Source organism: Kaistia terrae, assembly GCF_026344005.1.
Taxonomy (GTDB): Bacteria; Pseudomonadota; Alphaproteobacteria; order Rhizobiales; family Kaistiaceae; genus Kaistia; species Kaistia terrae.
On the sequence record NZ_JAPKNH010000004.1, the window covers coordinates 306818 to 326119 of the forward strand.

Below are 19302 nucleotides of genomic sequence, written 5' to 3' on the forward strand. Positions count from 1 at the left end.
TCCAAGCGATCGCGCCGATTGGCGCCGATCCCACGTTCAAGACCAAGCTGGGGGTATGAGACCATGACGACCAACACGGCTACCGCGAGCCTCATCAGCACGCGCGTTCTCGTCCTGATCGCGGCGGCGATCGTCATCAACATCGTCGGCGGCCAGATCAACGATGCGCTGCGCCTGCCGATCTTCCTCGATTCGATTGGCACCGTGCTGGTCGCCGTGTTGGCCGGGCCGATCGCCGGCGGCCTTGCCGGCCTGCTGACCAACCTGATCTGGGGCCTTCTCACCAATCCGGTCGCCGCCGCCTTCGCGCCGGTAGCGCTGGTGATCGGCGTCGTCGCCGGTATCCTGGCCCGTCTCGGCTGGTTCCGCACACTCTGGCAGGCGGCGATTTCCGGCGTTGTCATCGCTTTCTTCCTGACCCTCGTCGCCGTGCCGATCCAGGTCTACCTGTTCGGCGGCGTCACCGGCGCCGGTTCCGATTTCGCCGTCGCCTACCTGTCGCAGGTCGGCCAGTCGCTGTTCGGCTCGGTCGCGCTCACCGTGTTCGGCTCCAACATCATCGACAAGGTCGTCACCGCACTGATCGTCTGGCTTCTGGTCCGCCAGCTGCCGCAGCGCCTGGTCACGGGCTACGACTATCTGAAGTTCAGCCGCGCCTGATGGCTTCAGGCGTTCTCTATAGCCCGGTGGAGTCCTGGCTCCATCGGGCCAATCCCTTGACCAAGCTTTGCGGCCTGGTCTGGATCGTCAGCCTGACCTTCGTCCTGCCGCCCGCCTGGGTCTGGGGGCTGGTCGGGCTGATCCTGCTTATGGCGCTTGCGCTCGGCATGGGCCGCGCGGTGCTGCAGCGGTTCGCGGCGACGGCGCTTCCCTTCGTCGCCTCGATCTCGATCGTGCAGGCGCTGTTCATCGTCCATCCCGACGCGCGGCCGCTGATCGGGCCGCTCTCGATCAGCGATATCGGCCTGGCGCATGCGGTCTCGATCGGCGGCCGGGTCGCGGCCATCATCGCCGCGTCGCTGGTCTTGGTCACGTCGACGCACCCCTCCGTCCTGCTGCGCGCCTTCGACGCCGCCGGCTGGCCGCCGGCGCTCGCTTTTCTGTTCGCGAGCCCTTTGCTGATGATCGAGACCTTCGGCAACCGCGCCAAGGCGATCCGCGACGCACAGGCGACGCGGGGACTGCGGTTGAAGGGCCGCTTCCTGTCGCGCGTGAAGAGCATTCCCGCGCTGGTGGCGCCGCTGGTCACCACGGCGCTGATCGAGGCGGACGAGCGCGCCCATGTTCTGGCCGGCCGCGGCTTTCGCGCCCATGCCCGCCGCACCACGCTGGAGCCGGTCGTCGATGCCCCGTTCGAGCGCCCGCTGCGCATTGTCCTGCTCGCACTCGCCATTCTCCAGATCGCAGTCCGCCTATGGCTTTGATTGAAATTCGGGGGCTTTCCGCCGCCTTCGGCAACACCACCGTTCTCGACCAGCTCGATCTCTCTGTTGAAGCCGGGACGACGCTCGCCATTCTTGGCGGCAACGGTTCCGGCAAGACGACTTTGGCCCGGCACCTCTCCGGCTGGAGCGGAGATGGTGATGCGGTCCGGATCGATGGCAAGCCGCTCGCCGGGCGCTCGATCGCCGAGCGCGCCAGCCTGATCCAGTATGTCGGCCAGGTACCGAGCCGCCATCTCTCCGGCCGTGCCTTCAGCGTGCGCGACGAGATCGCCTTCGGCCCGGAAAACCTGCTGCTGCCGCGCGGAGAAATCGCCCGCCGCGTCGAGGCGGCGCTGGAACGGACAGGGCTGACGGGGCTTGCCGCGCGCGATCCGTTCACACTCTCCGGCGGCGAGCAGCAGCGGTTGGTTCTGGCGGCGGCGCTCGCCATGGAGCCAGAAATCCTCGTGCTCGACGAACCGGTCTCGAACCTCGATCCCGAGGCGCGCGGCGAGGTGCTCGACATCCTGGCCGAACTCGTCGGGCGGGTGACGCTGGTCTGGCTCGACACGTCGCCGGAGTTGCTGCGTCAACTCGGCGGTCGGCTGCTTCGGCTGGAAGAGGGGAGGTTGCACGAGGTTGATCCTCTCGAACTGCCTCCGAAAACGGACATCGCGGCGACCGAGGCGAAGCTCTCTGCATTGCCGACGTTTCGGGCCGCAGCATACGAGCCTGTCCCCGTGGCACTCGGCGCAGCTGCATCGCCGCCGGTTCTTGCCGTGGAAAGACTTTCCTTCCTCTATGCCGGCGCGGCTCCGCTGCTGACGGATCTGAGTTTTCGCGTCGGGGCAGGGGAGATCCTCGCCCTGATCGGCCCGAACGGCGCCGGCAAGAGCACGCTGCTGCGGCTGATCAACGGTCTGCTGAAGCCCCGCGCGGGCCGGATCGAGATCGCCGGCCGCGATACGCGAAAACTCCGCGTCGACGAACTGGCGCAGCATGTCGGCACCGTGTTCCAGGAGCCGGAATACCAGATCTTCGAACCGACCGTGCGCCGCGAGGTCGAGTTCGGTCCGAGGCAGCTCGGCGTAGCCAAGGCCGTGATCGAGAGCCGGCGTGACGCGGCTTTGACCCGGACCGGGCTTGTCGTCGAGGCGGATCGTCATCCGCTTGACCTGACGCATGCGCAGCAGCGCTTCGTCGCCATCGCCTCGGTGCTCGCCAACGCACCGAAACTGCTGCTGCTCGACGAGGCCCAGCGCGGCCTCGACGCCGTTCACACCGAACGGCTGGAGGCGATCCTGGCGGCGGAACGGGCGGCCGGCACGGCGACCGTCATCATCAGCCACGATCTCGATTTCGTCGCCCGCAACGCCACCGCCATCCTCGACCTCGGCGCGCGTTAAGCCGTGCCAGCGGAGCATTGATGGGTGGATTGTCGAGCGGAGCCGTGGCGCTTCTGCTGGTTCAATTCATCGATCGTGGCACTGAAATCTTGGTTGTTTAACGCCAACGGGCAGCTCGCATGCAGGCTCGCTGCATGCGGTCGTTTATCAAGACTCGACATCGTGTGTAATCTTCGGCATCAATCGTACATAATCTTCATTCGATCGCGTGCTTTTGTCCGGAGCGGATGGCGGGCATGCGGATGTCGGGGCTGCGCGATCCATGAGCATCGTACCGAGCCTGGAGTTGCCGACGCTGGACCGCGAGGCCTCGGTCTATGAAGCCATTCGCGAAGAGATTATTTCGGGAAGCCTGCCGGCCAACGGGCGGCTGATCGTGGCCGATCTGGCCGAGAGGCTCGGCACCTCGACCAATCCCATTCGCGAGGCGTTGCATCAGTTGCGCGGCGAAGGGTTTGTCGTGATGGCGCCCAACCGAGGCGCCCGGGTTCGGCCGATCGACGAGGATTTCATTCGCGACATCTACGAGATCGAGGTGCTGATCGAGCCAGCCCTGACGCGCTGGTTCGTCGGTATCGCCACCGATGCGAATATTGCGACACTGGAAGCGCTTCACTCTGAGATGCTGCAGCTAAACTATGCCGATCCGGTGCGTCATGGTTGGCTCGACACCCAGTTCCATCACACGATGTATGAGCGCCACTACAACCGGCAACTGGTCCAGCTCTGGTGGAAACACCGCGAGATTCTGCGCGCGATCAGCCGCCGGCATCGTATCTCGCTCGGGCGGCAGGCGGCGGTGATGCGCGATCACGCCGATCTGCTGGAAGCCATCAAGGCACAGGACGAGACGGCTGCGGCCATGGTCGTCGCGCGGCATGTCGAAGGTTCGGGCCGTCACATCATCGAGCAAATGCGCGCCGCGCGGCGTGACAACCAGAACGATAAGGCGGAGTTGCCACCCTACACCTGATCACGCCGAGGAAACGCCATGACGAAGACGGCCTGGCCGTTGGAATTGACGGAATGCGTCAAGACTGTCGTTGGTGCTGCGTCCCTGCCGTCAACCGGCCGGGACAGGGTGGCTTTGAGTCGTTCTCTTGTCGTCCGGCTTCTTCGAAGAACTGTCCGCGCCTCTTGGCGACGAAGCGCCCCGATCCGCTCGGGGCGCCTGTATTTCCGCACTGCCGCCAATACGGTGGTTGTCAGAAGCGCTGCCCTAGTCGGCCAATTCGGCCATCCGCAACAGGCCCTGCATGTAGCCCACCGCATGGGCGCGGCCGCGATGGTTCCAGTCGGTGTCATCGTCCATATGCGGGACGTGGTCGTCGAGCAGGAAGCCGGAGAAGCCGCTCTTCTTCAGCAGCGTCATCACTTCGGCCGGGTTGAAATTGCCCTCGCCGATGAAGCATTCGATGAAGTCCGGCACCGTGCCCTGCACGTCGCGAAAGTGGATGTAGAAGATCCGGCCCTTCGGGGCGAAGAAGCTGATGAGATCCCTCACGTTCTCCGCGCCGCCTGGCATTTCCGAGCAGCAGCCGAGGCAGAGGTCGAGGCCCCAGGACGGGCTGTCCGCATAGCGGGTATAGGCGCGCTTGAAATCGGTCGGCTCCTTGAAGATGCGCGCGACGCCGCCCAGCATTGGCACCGGCGGATCGTCGGGGTGGAGCGCGATCCTGACCCCAGCCTCTTCGGCGACCGGCAGCACGGCATCCATGAAGTAGATGTAGTTGGCCCACATCATCTCGGCGGTGATGATGCCGTCTTCTTCATCGAAGACGGGCATGGAGTCGGCACGGCCAAGCGTCGTCGGCATGAAGCCACGCCAATCCGCCTTGGTCGCCGCCTCGACCTTTGCCAGTTCGAAGCGGGTATTGCCGGCGCCGCCGCGCCCCGGCGCCCGGCGCTCGGTGCGCCATACCGAGTTCGGCATGAAGTGCAGGCCCAGGATCGGCACGCCCGCGCGGCCGACATTGCGCACCGTCCGGCAGTAGTTCTCGATCTGCTCGTCGCGGCCAGGCAGGCCGAGCATCGCCTTGTTGTAGAAATGGGTCGGCACGTTTTCAATTGCCTCGAAGGTGAGGCCGGCTGCCTCGATCCTGTCGACCAGCTTTCGAATGTCCGCCTCTTCCCAATAGCTGTCGCCGGGAAGCGTGGGGTTGTTCATCTGGATTCCGTTGACGCCGATCTGTGCGGCGAAACGGAGTTTTTCGTCCGAAAGTTCATGGAACTGACCGACTGCGACGCGCATGGCGGCTTCCGTCATGGATTATTCGTCCTCGTGATGGTCGTGGGCTCGGGGGCGTGGGCGACCTGCAGAACAGAACGTGCCGATGGAGGGACTGGAGTCCTGAAATTTAGCAGGCTGAAGGATGGTTCGTGATTGACCGAGTCGTTAAACTGCCATAACGCTTAGGCAACAATATAAAAATAGCGGATTGCTTTCATGAATTGCAATACCGCGAGGGGATGAAGCCAAAAGATTCCGATCAAGTATGATTCGGACAAAATGTATTCATGCAGCTATGTTCTTCCGGCGATTTTTTCCGGCTGAATACTATTGTCTGATCGAGGGTCGGCTACGTGTGTTGGGTGGTGTGAGCGAGGCGACGAGGCGCCAGCTTGCACTTCGCTTGAATGGTTCGCTGCGGATGCAAGTTGATTTGGCCACGTTCGGGATTCCCGAAATAGAAAACATGCCTGAATAGAGCATCCGCAATGAAGGATACCGCCAGATAAGCCGTAACAAGAAAGTTGGCGGGCGGTTGGAATGCTAAAATACAGAAGTTGTTCCATTCGACAGCAAGGGAGGATCTCTGTCATATGGTCAATCTGAAAGGTATTACCGGCGCACTCATGGTCGTTGCGGCCATTCTGGCGCCCACTGCGTCTTTCGCGCAGAGTGCGGGACTACCCGCTGCACAGGAAATCACGCCAAAGGGGGCTCTGCCCGAGGTTCCGCGCGATCAGTCGCTCATTCTCGGTTGGGGCGTTGCCGGTGGCACGTCGATCGGCGCCACCAATCCGTGGGTGCTGCCAGGCTACACCCACCAGGAGGGCAATAATCTTCTGTTCGAGCCGCTGATGTATTTCGGCATCTTCAAGGGCGAATACATCCCTTGGCTCGCCGACAGCATGGAATATACAAACAAGGATTATACCGCGCTCGAAATCAAGCTGAACAAGGACGCGAAGTGGAGTGATGGCAAGCCTGTTACGTCCAAGGACGTTGTCTATACGTTCGAAGGGCAGATGAAGCGCGAAACCTTGCCCTATCACACCCATTTCGACCAGTTCGTCGAAAGCGTCACCGCCAAGGATGACCTGACGGTCGAGGTGAAGTTCAAGCAGCCGGCGCCGCGCTTCAAATTCGAGGTGCTGACGGAGAAGTTCGATACCGGCCTGCCGATCGTGCAGGCGGAATGGATGCAGGCCCAGGAAGACCCGACCAAGGCGGTTGGCGTCGACCAGATCCCGCATTCCGGGCCCTATGATGTCGTGGCCTGGAACGCCAACCAGAAGATTCTCGACCTGCGTCCCGACTGGTGGGGCGTGAAGGCCGGCCGCTCGGCCGAGCCTGCCGTCAAGCGGGTCGTGGTCGTCAATATCCTGAACCAGCCGATCGACACCGTGGCCCAGCGCCTGGTCAACAACGAGTTCGATAGCTCGGTCGATATGCGGGCCCAGATCATTGCCAATATCCTCGAGCAGAACAAGGATATCCAATCCTGGACCGGCACCGAGTCACCCTATGGCTATCTCGACTGGTGGCCGAATTCTCTCTGGATGAACGATAGTCTGCCGCCTTACAATGATGTGCGCGTGCGCAAGGCGATCAGCCTCGCCATCGATCGCGAGCGTATCAATGAAGTGCTGTATGACGGCGCCAAGATCGCCACCATCTATCCGTTCCCGCTCTATCCGAACCTGCAGAAGTTCGCAGATTCGGAAGCGGTAAAGGCAGAGCAGGCGAAGTACGAGCCGGGCAAGTTCGACCAGGAAGAGAGCGCCAAGCTCATGACCGAGGCCGGCTTCACCAAGGACGGCGACGGCCTTTGGGCCAAGGACGGCAAGACCTTCGACGCGACGATCCAGGCTTTCGAAACCATCCACGGTGATATCGCCCCGATTCTGGCGGAAATGCTGCGCCAGGCGGGCTTCGATGCCAACGTGAACTTCGGTACCGATGCCTTCCAGAACATGGTCGACGGCAAGGCGGGCCTCTACCTGTTCGGTCATGGCGCCAGCTTGTTCGATCCGTTTGAGGCGCTGAACCTCTTCCACGGCAAGTTCAGCGGCACCATCGGCTCCGCCGCCGGCAACAACCGGTTCTCGCGTTACAAGAATCCGGAGTTCGACGCGATCCTGGACGAGATCTCTCCGCTTGGTTCGGACGATCCCAAGTTCCAGGAAGGGGCGGCCAAGGCTCTTGGCATCTACTGGCGCGACGTCATCGACGTGCCGGTGATCCAGTGGCTGCACCGCATCCCCTACAACAACCACTACTGGAAGAACTGGCCGAGCTCGACCAACCTTGCCTCGGGTGCCAATGGCGCGTTCTGGGCTCATACCGGCCTGCCGGTGATCACGGCGCTTCAGCCCGCGGGCGCGAAGTAAGCCGCTTGCGAAAAGGGGTGCGCGCCGGGTCGGCGCGCACCATCCCGACCGGCAAGCACCACACCGGCAAGAAATACCAGGAATGCGCTCGTGACCCTCAAGTTTGTCATCAAACGCCTGGTCTTCCTCGTTCTCGTTATATGGGCGGCGTCGACCATCGTCTTCTTCATCCCGCGCCTGTCGAGCCGAAACGCGCTGCGCGAACGGTTCGGCGAACTGGCCCGGACCGGCGGCTTCTCGCCCGGCGACATGGAGAAGATCATCGCCTCGATGCAGCAGCAGTTCGGCCTCGATCGGCCCTTGCTGGAGCAATACTGGCAGTATCTCCACAACATCGTGCGGCTGGATTTCGGCTATTCGCTTTACCGCTATCCATCGACGGTCTCAGACCTGATCGCGCAATCCTTGCCGTGGACGATCGGCCTGTTGCTGGTCTCGACGATTTTGAGCTTTCTCATCGGCAATCTGCTGGGCGGGATCTCGGCCTGGCCGCGAGCGCCGAAGTGGATGCGCGCGGTTGCGACACCCTTCATCCTGCTGACGGGCGTACCGCCTGTGATCATGGCCATTCTTCTGATCTTCTTCATCGGCTTCAAGCTCAAGTGGCTGCCGCTCGGCGGTGCTTATTCCGTTGGCCAGGTGCCGAACCTTTCCTGGGGCTTTGCCCTCGACATGCTCCGGCACCAGATCCTGCCGGCACTGTCCCTAATCTTCGGCTCCGTCGGTGGCTGGGTGCTATCCATGCGCGGCATGGGCATCACCATCCAGGGCGAAGACTACGTGAATTTCGCCGAACACAAGGGGCTGACCGGCGGCCGGATTTTCCGCGATTACTACATGCGCAACGCGCTGCTGCCGCAGGTGACCGGCTTCGCCCTGGCTCTCGGCACCGTCGTGACTTCAGCCATCATCGTCGAAGGTCTGTTCGGTCTGCCGGGTATTGGCACGATGCTCAATCTCGCCATCCGCTCGAACGATTTCCCGACGATCTACGGCATCGTGCTGTTCATCACGATCACCGTCGCCGTGCTGATGACCATCGTCGAGTTCCTCTATCCGCTGCTCGATCCCCGCGTCCGGCAATCATAGGAGGGCAGGCATCATGTCCGCTATCGCGCTACCGCCCTCTACGCAGGCGTCGATCGAACGCCCGGGAAGCCTGGTCCTGCTGTTGCGCTATCTGCGCCGCAACAAGGGCCTCGCCATCGGTCTGCTGATCCTGCTCGCGCTCGTGGCTTTCACCGTCATCGGCCTGCTGACCGTCAATACCAAGAACGCCTATCCGCTCTCGGTGGCGCTCAAGAAGCCGCCGAGCTGGAAGTATCCATTCGGCACGGATTTCTTCGGTCGCGACCTGCTCGCCGCCATGGTGGTGGGCATGTGGCAGACGGCCTTCATCGGCGTGTTGGCGGGCGGACTTGGAACGTTCATCGGCGTCGTTCTCGGCTTTATCTCGGCCTATTTCGGCGGCTGGATCGACGGCACGATCCGGACGATCTGTCAGGTCCTGGCGCCGATCCCGGTGCTGCTGATCCAGGTCGTGATCGCCGGATCGCTCGACAAGCGCGACGTCACGATCGTCACCATGGCGATGATCGTGGTGCTGCTTGCCTGGATGGGGCCGACGCTGGTGATCCGGGCCCAGGTCCTGACGATGAAGGAGAGGCAGTTCGTCTCGGTGGCGAAGCTTTCCGGCGTCAGCGATCTCGGCATCATCTTCAAGGAGATCCTGCCCTGCCTGCTGCCGTTCATCGCGGCCGCTTTTGTGGCTCAGGTTTTCGTGGCGGTGTTCGCGGCGTTCTACCTCGCCGTGCTCGGGCTTGGGCCCCTGCGCGAGCCGCTGCTCGGCAACATCATCTGGGCCGCCCAGAGCCAGGGCGCCATCTTCAATGGCTGGTGGTGGTGGCCGATCATCCCCTCCGTGGGAATGATCCTGATCCTCGGGTCTCTCGCGCTCATCAATATGGGACTGGATGAGTTGGCCAATCCGCGCGTGCGCAGGACGGAGTGACGGCAATGAACGTAACGCTCGTGCAAGGCGTGGTTCAGCCGCGCGTTCCGATACACTCCGTCGGTGCCATGGCGGCAGAACCGATCCTCCGCGTCCGCAACCTCGAGGTGACCTACTATACCGACTCGGGCCGTGCGAAGGCGCTCGACAATGTGAGCTTCACACTGAAAGCCGGCGAGAAACTCGGCATGGTTGGGGAGTCCGGCTCCGGCAAGAGCACGCTGGCGCTCGCCATGATGCGGATGATCAAGCCGCCAGGCCGGATCGAAGGTGGCCAGGTGATCGTCGGCGACACTGACCTGATGTCGCTGGACCAGGAGGGCATGCGCAAGGCGCGGCTGAGCCGCATCGCCTATATCCCGCAGGGCGCGATGAACTCGCTCAATCCGGTGATGAAGATCGGCGCGCAGATGATGGACGCGGTGAAGTCGCATCTGCCGGATGAGGCTCGCCCGGCAATCGAGGCGCGGTGCAAGCGGGCGTTGCAATCCGTCGATCTCGATGCGAGCGTCTTCAAGATGTTCGCGCATGAGCTTTCCGGCGGCATGAAGCAGCGCGTCTGCATCGCCATCGGCATCCTGCTCGATCCCGACGTGATCATCGCCGACGAGCCGACCAGTGCGCTCGACGTCGTCACCCAGCGACAGGTGATGGAGACGATCGACAACGTCCAGAAGGCGATCAACGCCGCCGTAATCCTGATCGGCCACGACATGGGCCTGATGGCGCAGTTCGTCGATCGGGTGGCGGTGATGTATGCCGGCCGGCTCGTCGAAATGAGCACGGTGCGCGAGATGTTCACGGACCCGAAGCACCCCTATTCGCGGGCGCTGATCAGCAGTCTGCCGAGCCTCGACAACAAGGGCGTCTTCCAGGGCATTCCCGGCCTGGCGCCGTCGCTGCTGCGACTGCCCAGCGGCTGCGCCTTCCATCCGCGCTGCGCCAGCGTCATGCCGACCTGCAGCACGATACGCCCGGAGGCACAGATCCTGCCCGGCGGTCGAAGCGTCACCTGCCATCTCTATGATGGTGAAGCCCTCCACGAAGGGAGGACCTGACATGGCTGATCTTTTGCGGCTGGAGAATATCTCCAAGGTCTATTCGCGCGGCCTGATCAACGCTCAGTCCAATGTGGCTCTGAGCAATTTCTCGCTGACGCTGCGCGAAGACGAGCCGACGATCCTCACCGTCGCGGGCGAGAGCGGAAGCGGCAAGACCACCCTGGCCATGCTTTTGCTCGGTTTTACCGCGCCCACGACGGGTCAGATCATCTATCGCGGACGGGATATCTCGACGCTGCGCGGCGAGGAAAAGATGGCCTATCGCCGCGAGGTCCAGGCGGTGTTCCAGGATCCTTTCGCGGTGTTCAACCCGTTCTATACGGTCGACCACCTGCTGACCGTGCCGATCAAGCGCTTCAAGCTGGCGAAGTCGAAGGCAGACGCCCGCAACAAGATGGAGGAGGCGCTGACGGCGGTCGGCCTGCGTCCGGAAGACATTCTGGGACGTTTCCCGCACCAGCTTTCGGGCGGCCAACGCCAGCGCATCAACGTGGCGCGCGCCCTTTTGCTGAAGCCAAAGCTGCTGATCGCGGACGAGCCCGTATCGATGGTGGACGCGTCGCTGCGGGCCACCATCCTGGAAACGCTGCGCAACCTGCAGCGCGATCATGGCGTCTCGATCATCTACATCACGCACGATTTGACCACCGCCTATCACATCGCGAAATCCATCATTGTGCTCTATCGCGGCTCGGTCATGGAAGCGGGTGATGTCGATACGGTGATCAAGGATCCGCAGCACCCCTATACGCAGCTTCTGGTCGACTCGATCCCCTGGCCCAATCTGGACCAGCGCTGGGGCGCGCAGCCGATCAAGGCGCGCGAAGCCGGGGGCGGGGGAAGCGGTTGCCGGTTCCGTTCGCGCTGTCCGAAGGCGATGGATATCTGCGCGACCGAGCCGCCGCTGTTCGAGATCAACCCGACCCACACCGCCTCCTGCTTTCTCCACCACGCGCAGCCGCACGTCGCGATGGAGCGTCTCTCTCAACTCCTGCCGGCCTGAGGCCGGTCTCGCGGTCCAACCTTCTGAGATTTCTCACCTCGATGCCGGTCGTCGGATCGGTCGCAGACACGGGAATTTTCTACCATGCTCGAAATAGCCGAATTCATCAGCCCGACGCCGTCGCCGGTCTGGAGGCTTGCCAAGCAGGCGGGCGTCGATCTGGCGGTCGGCGGCCTGCCATCCGATGATCTCCGGCCCGGGGACGCGCCTTGGGATCTGGCGCCGCTGACGCGGATGAAGGCCAACTACGAGGCCAATGGGTTCGAATTGCGCGTGATCGAGGCGCGGCCGCCGCTCAACAAGGCGAAGCGCGGCCTGCCAGGACGCGACGAGGAGATCGCCACCGTCTGCACCTTGCTCGAAAGCATGGGCAAGCTCGGCATTCCGGTGTGGTGCTACGAGTGGATGACCGACTTCAACTGGGTGCGCACCAATCTCGCCACGCCGTCGCGCGGCGGCTCGGTCGTCACCAGCTTCGATATCGACGATGTGCCGGCCGATCTCACCAGCAATCCGCCGATCGATGAAGAGGCGCTCTGGACCAACCTCGAATACTTCCTGAAAAAGGTCCTGCCGGTCGCCGAGAAGGCGAACGTCAAGATCTCAATGCACCCGGATGATCCGCCACTCTCGCCGATCCGCGGCGTCGGCCGCATCATGCGCTCGATCGACAATTATCGTCGCCTGGTCGAACTGGTACCGAGCCCGATGAGCACGATCACGCTCTGCCAGGGCAATTTTACCCTGATGACCGACGATCTGCCCGCCGCCATTCGCTCCTTCGGCAAGAAGATCTCGTTCGTGCATTTCCGTGATGTGCTGGGCACGCCGCAGCGCTTCGAGGAAGCGTGGCACGACGCCGGCAAAACCGACATGCTGGCCTGCATGCAGGCCTATCGCGATATCGGTTTCGACGGCGTGCTGCGTCCCGACCACGTGCCGACCGTCGAGGGCGATAGCAACGAGCATGCCGGCTACTCAGCCTTCGGTCGGCTCTATGCCATCGGCTACATCCGCGGCCTGCATCAAGCCGTTTACGCGTCATAGGACCGGGCCCCATGAAAATCGCCATTACCGGAGCCACCGGCAGGATCGGTCGTGCCATCACGACTGAAGCACTGCGCCAGGGCCATAGCGTCGTCAGCATCGATCGTATTGCCCCGGCCGAGCCGGAGGCGCGGGAAAATTGCCGTTTCGTCCAGGCGGATATCGGCGACTATGACGCGCTGGTCGCCGCCTTTTCAGGCTGCGACGCACTGATCCACATGGCCGCCATCCCGGCGCCGATCGGGCATCTCGATCATGTCGTCCACAACAACAACGTGGTCGGCAGCTACAACGCCATGCGGGCCGCCATCGAAGTGGGCATCCGGCGGATCGTGCAGGCGTCGAGCGTCAATGCGATCGGCCTATCCTTCAGCCGCGCGCCGCATTTCGACTATTTCCCCATCGACGAACAGCACCCCAACCATAGCGAGGAGCCCTACAGCCTCTCCAAATGGATCTGCGAACAGCAGGCGGATACATTTGCCCGCCGCTATGAGGATATCCGCATCGCCTCGATGCGCTTTCATCTCGTGGTGGAACAGAAGTCCGACGCCGTGGCCGCGTTTGGTGTCGCGACCGAGGCGGCGGCTCTGCACCTTTGGGCCTATACGCGATATGACGCCGCCGCACGGGCCTGCCTTCTGGCGCTCGAAGCGGCCTTCAAGGGCCATGAGGTCTTCTACATCATCGGGCCGGATAGCCTGCTGGACATCCCCACGCTCGAACTTGCCGCGCGCTTCTTCCCGGATGTGCCGGTGCGCGGTGATCTCAGCGACCATCGCAGCTTCTTCTCCTCGGCCAAGGCCGAACGAATGCTCGACTGGCGGCACGACCCCCACTGATTTCGTTCCGACCAGCCTCCAAAGCTCTCGCAAAATCTCAAGGCAGAACTCATGAAGATCACGGACGTCAAAGTCATCGTCTGCTCGCCGGGACGCAATTTCGTCACCGTGAAGATCCTCACCGACGAGGGAATCTACGGCATCGGCGACGGCACGGTGAATGGACGCGAACTCTCGGTCGTCAGCTATCTGCAGGATCACGTCGCGCCGCTGCTGATCGGGCGCGATCCCTCGCGTATCGAGGATATCTGGCAATATCTCTATCGCGGCGCTTATTGGCGGCGTGGGCCGATCACCATGGCGGCGATCTCAGCCATCGACATGGCGCTCTGGGATATCAAGGGCAAAGTGGCCAACATGCCGCTCTACCAGTTGCTCGGCGGCGCTTCGCGCGAAAAGGTGATGGTCTATTCGCATGCTCAGGGCATGACAATTGAAGAAGCCGTCGACGCGGTCGGCAAGAAGCGCGACGAGGGCTATGTCGCCATCCGCGCCCAGGTTGGCATTCCCGGACTGCCCGCGATCTACGGCACCGGCAAAGGCTCAGACCAGGGCAAGGGCGGCATGGTCGATGCGCTGCCGAATGAGGAAGTCTGGTCCACTTCCAAATATATGGGCCACATCCCAAAACTGTTTGCGAGTCTGCGCGACACCTATGGCGATGACCTGCATCTGCTGCACGATACGCATCACCGGCTGACACCGATCGAGGCGGCGCGGCTCGGCAAAGATCTCGAGCCGTTCCGCCTGTTCTGGCTGGAAGATCCGGTCCCGGCCGAATTGCAGGAAGGCTATCGTCTGATCCGCCAGCACACGACGACGCCGATCGCGCTTGGTGAGATCTTCAATACGATCTGGGATGCGAAGCTGCTGATCGAGGAACAGCTGATCGACTATATCCGCACCACCTCGGTGCATGCCGGCGGCGTCACCGGGCTGCGGCGGATCTTCGATTTCGCCTCGATCTATCATGTCCGGACCGCCTGCCACGGACCGATGGATGTGTCTCCGGTTGCCATGGGGGCCAACGTCCATATCGACCTCTGGGTGCCCAATTTCGGCATCCAGGAGTTCTCCGGCTACACGCCGCTGATGCACGAGGTGTTCCCGCATGCCTGGAAGCAGGATGGCGGTTATCTGCACCCGGGTGAAGCGCCGGGGCATGGCGTCGATATCGACGAGACGCTAGCGGCCAAATACCCCTATGAGCGCGCCTATCTGCCGGTCAATCGCCTCGAAGACGGCACGATCTGGCACTGGTAGGCGTCGAGACGAGGCGGAAACGTCTCCTGAAATGAGGTTCGGCCGAGCGCCGAACCATCGCGTTTCTCTCAGATCCGGATAGCGAGATCATGAAAATCACCGCCATTCGTCCCTATCCGGTCTGGGTGGGGACGCGGAACCAGCTTATCGTCAAGGTCGAAACCGACGAGGGCATCTTCGGATGGGGCGAAAGCGGCCTTTCCGGGCGCGAAAAGGCGGTCGTCGGCGCGCTGGAGCACTATCGCGAATTCCTGATCGGCCGCGATCCAATGCGCATCGGCGCGCTGTGGCAGGAGATGTATCGCAGCCAGTATTTCGAAGGCGGCCGGGTGTTGCAGGCGGCAATCTCGGCGCTCGACATCGCGCTCTATGACATCGTCGGCAAGGCGCTCGGGGTGCCAGTGTACCAGTTGCTGGGCGGCAAGCAGCGCGACCGGATTCCGACCTTCGCTTCCACCTCGGCGCCGCCCGGGCCGGAGATGATCGAGCAGGCGAGGGGGCTGATCGAGGCGGGCTGGAACGCCATGCGCCTGTCGCCGGCCGGTCATGGCCAGTCGAACATCTATGAGCCGCGCGAACACATTGCCACCTCGGCGAAGTGGTGCGTCAAGGCGCGGGAGGAACTGGGCGACGACGTCGTTCTGGGCATCGACTACCACCACCGCCTGTCGGTCGCGGAAGCCGCGAGTTTCTGCCAGAAGATGCCTAGCGGCACGCTCGATTTCCTCGAGGAGCCGATCCGCGACGAGACACCGGAGGCCTATGAGGCGCTGCGTCGGATGGTCGATATCCCGTTCGCCATCGGCGAGGAGTTCGCCTCGAAGTGGCAGTTCCTGCCTTTCATCGAGCGCGACATCCACCAGTTCAACCGGATCGACATCTGCAATGTCGGCGGCTTCACGGAGTCGATGAAAGTTGCCGGCTGGAGCGAGGCCCACTACGTCGACATGATGCCCCATAATCCGCTTGGGCCGATCTGCACGGCGGCGACGGTGCATTTCTCTGCGGCGGTCGCCAACTTCTCCTGGCTGGAGACCCGCACATCGACGGCCGAACAGCTCGGCTTCGACAATTCCGAGTTCTTCCCGGTGCAGCCCCGGATCGAGAAGGCGCACTACGCCGTCTCCGATGTTCCGGGTCTCGGCATTGAGGTCAACGAGGAACTGATTCAGAAGCAGAGCTTCAAATTCTGGGAAGCGCCGCACCTGAAGCGTCACGATGGTTCCGTGACAAACTGGTAGACTTGTACCGGAAGGGGCCTAGCCGCAGCCTCGGGCCCCTTCGTCGACGCGCGGACCCCAATGGCCGTGGCGCCTTGTCAACGGTTGCGCTCGCTTGTCGAACCGACTGAATGCAGCTTGGAGCGGTGTCGCTGACCCGCCGGCCGCGTCAGCGCCTTCCCGGCTTCATGAGATGACCACCCTCGGTCGGGGCTCCGGCACGGGCTGGCGATTCGACGCTGGAATCCTCGGCGGATGCCCGCCGGCTACGCGTGCCTTGCCATACCAGGCGGTCTCCGCGGAGTGGCCTTCACCACGGTCGATGCTTCGATGTGCTGGGGGTATGCCGCTGATCTTGGCTCCGGCCTCGTCGTGGGCGCGGTGGATAACTCGACGCCCGAATCCTGGTCAAAGTCTCCGACGCCGCCCTGGTGGTGAAATTCTCCGCAAGTCGTCCACGCCGACTGCCGATCCCCCATGCCGGCTATGGATTTCAAAATTCATTGGATCAGCAACGATATATTTCGGATGTCGATGCTATCCAGTAACGTCCGTTTCTCGCGACGTAACGTCCGGATAGCTTTGTTTTAAGCCATTTTGAATGAAGGTCTGACTTCATTTTAGGCGGCGTTTCGCTCTGCCTGCGGCGCAACAAAATCGATTGACTGTTGATAGACAAATGAAATTATCTTCTCCTGATCGCCGCCATTTCGCACAGACGGTTACGGCGATAGAGCAGGGGAAACATCATGACTCGAGACAAGAATTTCATCCTTGGCGGCCGGCTGAGCCGTCGTACCTTCCTGGGTGGCGCCGCGGCGCTTGCATTGCCGCTCGCAGCCCCCAGCCTGGCGCGCGCGCAATCGTCGAGCTTCAAGCTTGGCGTCCTGCTACCGTTCTCCGGCGGCCTTGAGCTCTTCGCCCAGCAGGGCATGCAGGGCGTGAAGATGGCCGTGGATGAGTTCAACGCCAATGGCGGCGTGCTTGGCCGCCAAATCGAGATCGTCCAGGCCGACGACAAGACCGATCCGCGCACCGCTGTCGAGCGTGCGACCCAGTTGATCCGCCGCGATGCGGTGAACGCGATCGTCGGTCCCGTCACCAGCGCCAATCGAGACGCGATCAAGTCGACCATCGAGCGCGGCAAGACTCCGCTGCTCTACGCGACAGACTATGAAGGCGGCGTCTGCAGCCCCTGGATGGCCTGCTACAGCGCCGTTCCAGCCCATTTCGTCGAGCCGCTGATCCCGTTCCTCGCCGGACGCGGCGCCAAGAGCTTCTATCTGTTCGGCGCCGACTACACCTGGCCGCAAAAGATGAACAAGGCGATCCGCGCCAAGATCGAGGCCGGTGGCGGTACGGTCGCGGGCGAGGAATACACCCCGTTCGGCATGAAGGACTTTGCTCCCACGCTGCGCAAGATCGAAGAGTCGGGCACCGATTTCGTGATCCTGACCCTGCCGGGCGCAGACGGTGTGACCTTCGTCAAGCAGTTCGCCGCCTCGGGCCTGAAGGGCAAGGTTGGTCTCTCCTTCCTGGGCTTCAACGAGAACTATCTGCCGGGCTTCAGCGGCGACGAAGCGGAGGGGATCATCGCGCCGCTGCCGTTCATGCAATCGCTCGACCGCCCCGAGACCAAGGATTTTGTCGCCAGGCAGCGCAAGGCGTTCGGTGACGACGTGGTCGTGACCTACTACGCCGACTCCCATTACGGGCTGACGAAGTTCTACCTCGATGCGGTGCGCAAGGCCGATAGCGACGACAAGGCCGCCATCATGGCAGCTCTGCCCAACCAGTCGATCCTGTCGGGCAATGGCGACGTCACCCTGCGTGCGTCCGACCGGCACGTCGATCTGAACATCCTGATCGCGTCGGTGAAGGGCGGTGGTCTTGCGATGGAAGAATACATCGGCAAGGTCGCGGCTCCGGATCAGTGCAGCATCTAGTGGGGCCGTCCGTGACCGCCGACTTTCTCAATATCGACGGACTGCGCAAGAGCTTTGGCGGCATCCATGCCCTGCAAGGGGTGAGCTTTTCGCTCGGTGCTGCCGGGATCAAGTGCATCGTCGGGCCGAATGGTTGCGGCAAGAGCACCCTTTTCAACGTGCTGACCGGGGTCTTGGCCCCGGACAGCGGTACGGCGACGCTGGAGGGGAACCGTATTTCGGGCCTCAACGCGCACCGTGTCAGCCGCTTGGGCGTCGGGCGCAAATTCCAGGTGCCCGGCGTGCTCTCCGACCTGACGGTCATGGAGCATATGGAAATCGCGCTTGCCGCCCGGGCTACGGGCGGCAAGGTCTGGAAGACATTGAACTGGCGCGGCAATCGCGCCGAGTCGCTGGCAATGCTCGCCGATGCCGGCCTTGCCGAATATGCCGACAAGATCGCCTCGCAATTGCCGCATGGCATCAAGCAACGGCTTGAGATCCTGATGCTCGTCGCGCGCGGCATGAAGCTGCTGCTGCTCGATGAGCCGACGGCCGGCATGACCGCGACCGAGACACAGGCGACGATCGACCTGATCCGCCGGATCAACCAGACGACCGGCGCGGCCATCCTGGTGATCGAGCACGACATGACCTTTGTGCGCAATCTTGCCTGCCCGCTCATCGTCATGATGCGCGGCGAGGTGCTGCGCGAGGGAACCTATGACGAGGTTCGCGCCGATCCGCAGGTGCGGTCCGCCTATCTGGGAGATCGTCATGCTTGAGATAAAAGGTCTCCGATCCGGCTATGCGCGCGGTGCCGACATCCTCAAGGGCATCGACCTTAACGTGACGGCGGGCGAGCGCGTGGCCATCATGGGCCGCAATGGCATGGGCAAGACCCTGCTCGCCAAGACGATCATGGGTCTGGTGAAGCCTTCGGCGGGAGACATCCGTCTCGAAGGCGCACCAATCGGCGCAATGCCGGCCCACAAGATCAGCAATCTAGGCGTCGCCTACGTGCCGCAGGGGCGCGAGATCTTCGGCGATTTCACCATCCTCGAAAATTTGCGCATGGGCGTCATCGGCAAGCCGAAGCTCGGTCTTGAAGGTCTGGAGAAGATCTACGACTGGTTCCCCATTCTGCGCGAGCGCCAGTCGCAGCGCGCCGGCACCATGTCGGGCGGCCAGATGCAGCAGCTTGCCATTGCGCGTGCGCTGATCGGACGGCCGAAGCTGCTGCTGCTGGACGAGCCTTCCGAGGGGATCCAGCCGAACATCGTTCATGAGATCGCCGAAAAGCTGAGCGCAATCAGCGCCACGGAAGGGCTGACCGTGATCGTGATCGAGCAGAATTTCGAGATGGTCGAAATCCTCGCGGAACGTGTGGCGTTTCTCGAAAACGGCCTCATAACGGGCGAGAGCCCCACGTCTAGATTGGTCGCTGAGCCTGAGCTGATCACGCAGAACATGGGGCTTTGAG

17 protein-coding genes are annotated in these 19302 nt (G+C 62.6%); 16 read left to right on the plus strand and 1 reads right to left on the minus strand.

Going from position 1 to position 19302, the window contains the following annotated elements; all coding sequences use genetic code 11:
• The first annotated feature begins 63 nt into the window (after positions 1 to 63).
• The 4 genes from OSH12_RS13920 to OSH12_RS13935 all read left to right on the plus strand — a co-directional run bounded on the left by OSH12_RS13920 (position 64) and on the right by OSH12_RS13935 (position 3803).
• Positions 64 to 660: an ECF transporter S component gene (locus OSH12_RS13920; RefSeq protein WP_266344167.1), complete on the plus strand. Its 597-nt coding sequence runs from the start codon at positions 64 to 66 to the stop codon at positions 658 to 660.
• A complete protein-coding gene (locus tag OSH12_RS13925; protein WP_266344168.1) occupies positions 660 to 1424 on the plus strand; it encodes an energy-coupling factor transporter transmembrane component T family protein in 765 nt (254 codons plus the stop codon). Before OSH12_RS13920 ends, OSH12_RS13925 begins: the two co-directional genes overlap by 1 nt.
• Positions 1415 to 2830, plus strand: coding sequence for an ABC transporter ATP-binding protein (locus OSH12_RS13930; RefSeq protein WP_266344169.1), 1416 nt, complete (start codon positions 1415 to 1417; stop codon positions 2828 to 2830). Before OSH12_RS13925 ends, OSH12_RS13930 begins: the two co-directional genes overlap by 10 nt.
• Positions 2831 to 3092: 262 nt before the next feature.
• A complete protein-coding gene (locus tag OSH12_RS13935) occupies positions 3093 to 3803 on the plus strand; it encodes a GntR family transcriptional regulator (protein WP_266344170.1) in 711 nt (236 codons plus the stop codon).
• Positions 3804 to 4049: 246 nt separating this feature from the next.
• On the opposite strand, the gene OSH12_RS13940 is transcribed toward OSH12_RS13935, so the two are convergent.
• Complete coding sequence (locus tag OSH12_RS13940; RefSeq protein ID WP_266344171.1) at positions 4050 to 5096, minus strand: mannonate dehydratase; 1047 nt, start codon at positions 5094 to 5096, stop codon at positions 4050 to 4052.
• Between the two features lie 557 nt (positions 5097 to 5653).
• On the opposite strand from OSH12_RS13940, the gene OSH12_RS13945 reads away from it, so the two are divergent.
• The 12 genes from OSH12_RS13945 to OSH12_RS14000 all read left to right on the plus strand — a co-directional run bounded on the left by OSH12_RS13945 (position 5654) and on the right by OSH12_RS14000 (position 19301).
• Positions 5654 to 7447, plus strand: coding sequence for an ABC transporter substrate-binding protein (locus OSH12_RS13945; protein WP_266344172.1), 1794 nt, complete (start codon positions 5654 to 5656; stop codon positions 7445 to 7447).
• A gap of 90 nt (positions 7448 to 7537) precedes the next feature.
• Positions 7538 to 8536: an ABC transporter permease gene (locus OSH12_RS13950; RefSeq protein WP_266344173.1), complete on the plus strand. Its 999-nt coding sequence runs from the start codon at positions 7538 to 7540 to the stop codon at positions 8534 to 8536.
• A gap of 13 nt (positions 8537 to 8549) precedes the next feature.
• A complete protein-coding gene (locus tag OSH12_RS13955) occupies positions 8550 to 9458 on the plus strand; it encodes an ABC transporter permease (protein WP_266344174.1) in 909 nt (302 codons plus the stop codon).
• A gap of 5 nt (positions 9459 to 9463) precedes the next feature.
• Positions 9464 to 10516 carry an ABC transporter ATP-binding protein gene (locus tag OSH12_RS13960; RefSeq protein ID WP_266344175.1) on the plus strand — a complete coding sequence of 351 codons (1053 nt, stop codon included), beginning with the start codon at positions 9464 to 9466 and terminating at the stop codon, positions 10514 to 10516.
• A 1-nt stretch (position 10517) separates the two neighbouring features.
• Complete coding sequence (locus OSH12_RS13965) at positions 10518 to 11522, plus strand: ABC transporter ATP-binding protein (RefSeq protein ID WP_266344176.1); 1005 nt, start codon at positions 10518 to 10520, stop codon at positions 11520 to 11522.
• An 84-nt stretch (positions 11523 to 11606) separates the two neighbouring features.
• Positions 11607 to 12569: a mannonate dehydratase gene (locus OSH12_RS13970; RefSeq protein WP_266344177.1), complete on the plus strand. Its 963-nt coding sequence runs from the start codon at positions 11607 to 11609 to the stop codon at positions 12567 to 12569.
• An 11-nt stretch (positions 12570 to 12580) separates the two neighbouring features.
• A complete protein-coding gene (locus OSH12_RS13975; protein WP_266344178.1) occupies positions 12581 to 13411 on the plus strand; it encodes an NAD-dependent epimerase/dehydratase family protein in 831 nt (276 codons plus the stop codon).
• A gap of 51 nt (positions 13412 to 13462) precedes the next feature.
• Entirely contained in the window at positions 13463 to 14674 is a 1212-nt protein-coding gene (manD, locus tag OSH12_RS13980) for a D-mannonate dehydratase ManD (RefSeq protein ID WP_266344179.1), read from the plus strand.
• Between the two features lie 89 nt (positions 14675 to 14763).
• Positions 14764 to 15915, plus strand: coding sequence for a mandelate racemase/muconate lactonizing enzyme family protein (locus OSH12_RS13985; protein WP_266344180.1), 1152 nt, complete (start codon positions 14764 to 14766; stop codon positions 15913 to 15915).
• Between the two features lie 728 nt (positions 15916 to 16643).
• Positions 16644 to 17840, plus strand: coding sequence for a substrate-binding protein (locus OSH12_RS13990; protein ID WP_266344181.1), 1197 nt, complete (start codon positions 16644 to 16646; stop codon positions 17838 to 17840).
• 11 nt (positions 17841 to 17851) lie between these two features.
• The gene (locus OSH12_RS13995; RefSeq protein WP_266344182.1) at positions 17852 to 18604 is read left to right on the plus strand and encodes an ABC transporter ATP-binding protein; all 753 of its coding nucleotides are present in this window, start codon (positions 17852 to 17854) and stop codon (positions 18602 to 18604) included.
• Positions 18597 to 19301, plus strand: a complete 705-nt coding sequence (locus OSH12_RS14000) for an ABC transporter ATP-binding protein (protein WP_266344183.1) — start codon at positions 18597 to 18599, stop codon at positions 19299 to 19301. The genes OSH12_RS13995 and OSH12_RS14000 overlap by 8 nt, the downstream gene beginning before the upstream one ends.
• Position 19302 lies beyond the last annotated feature (1 nt).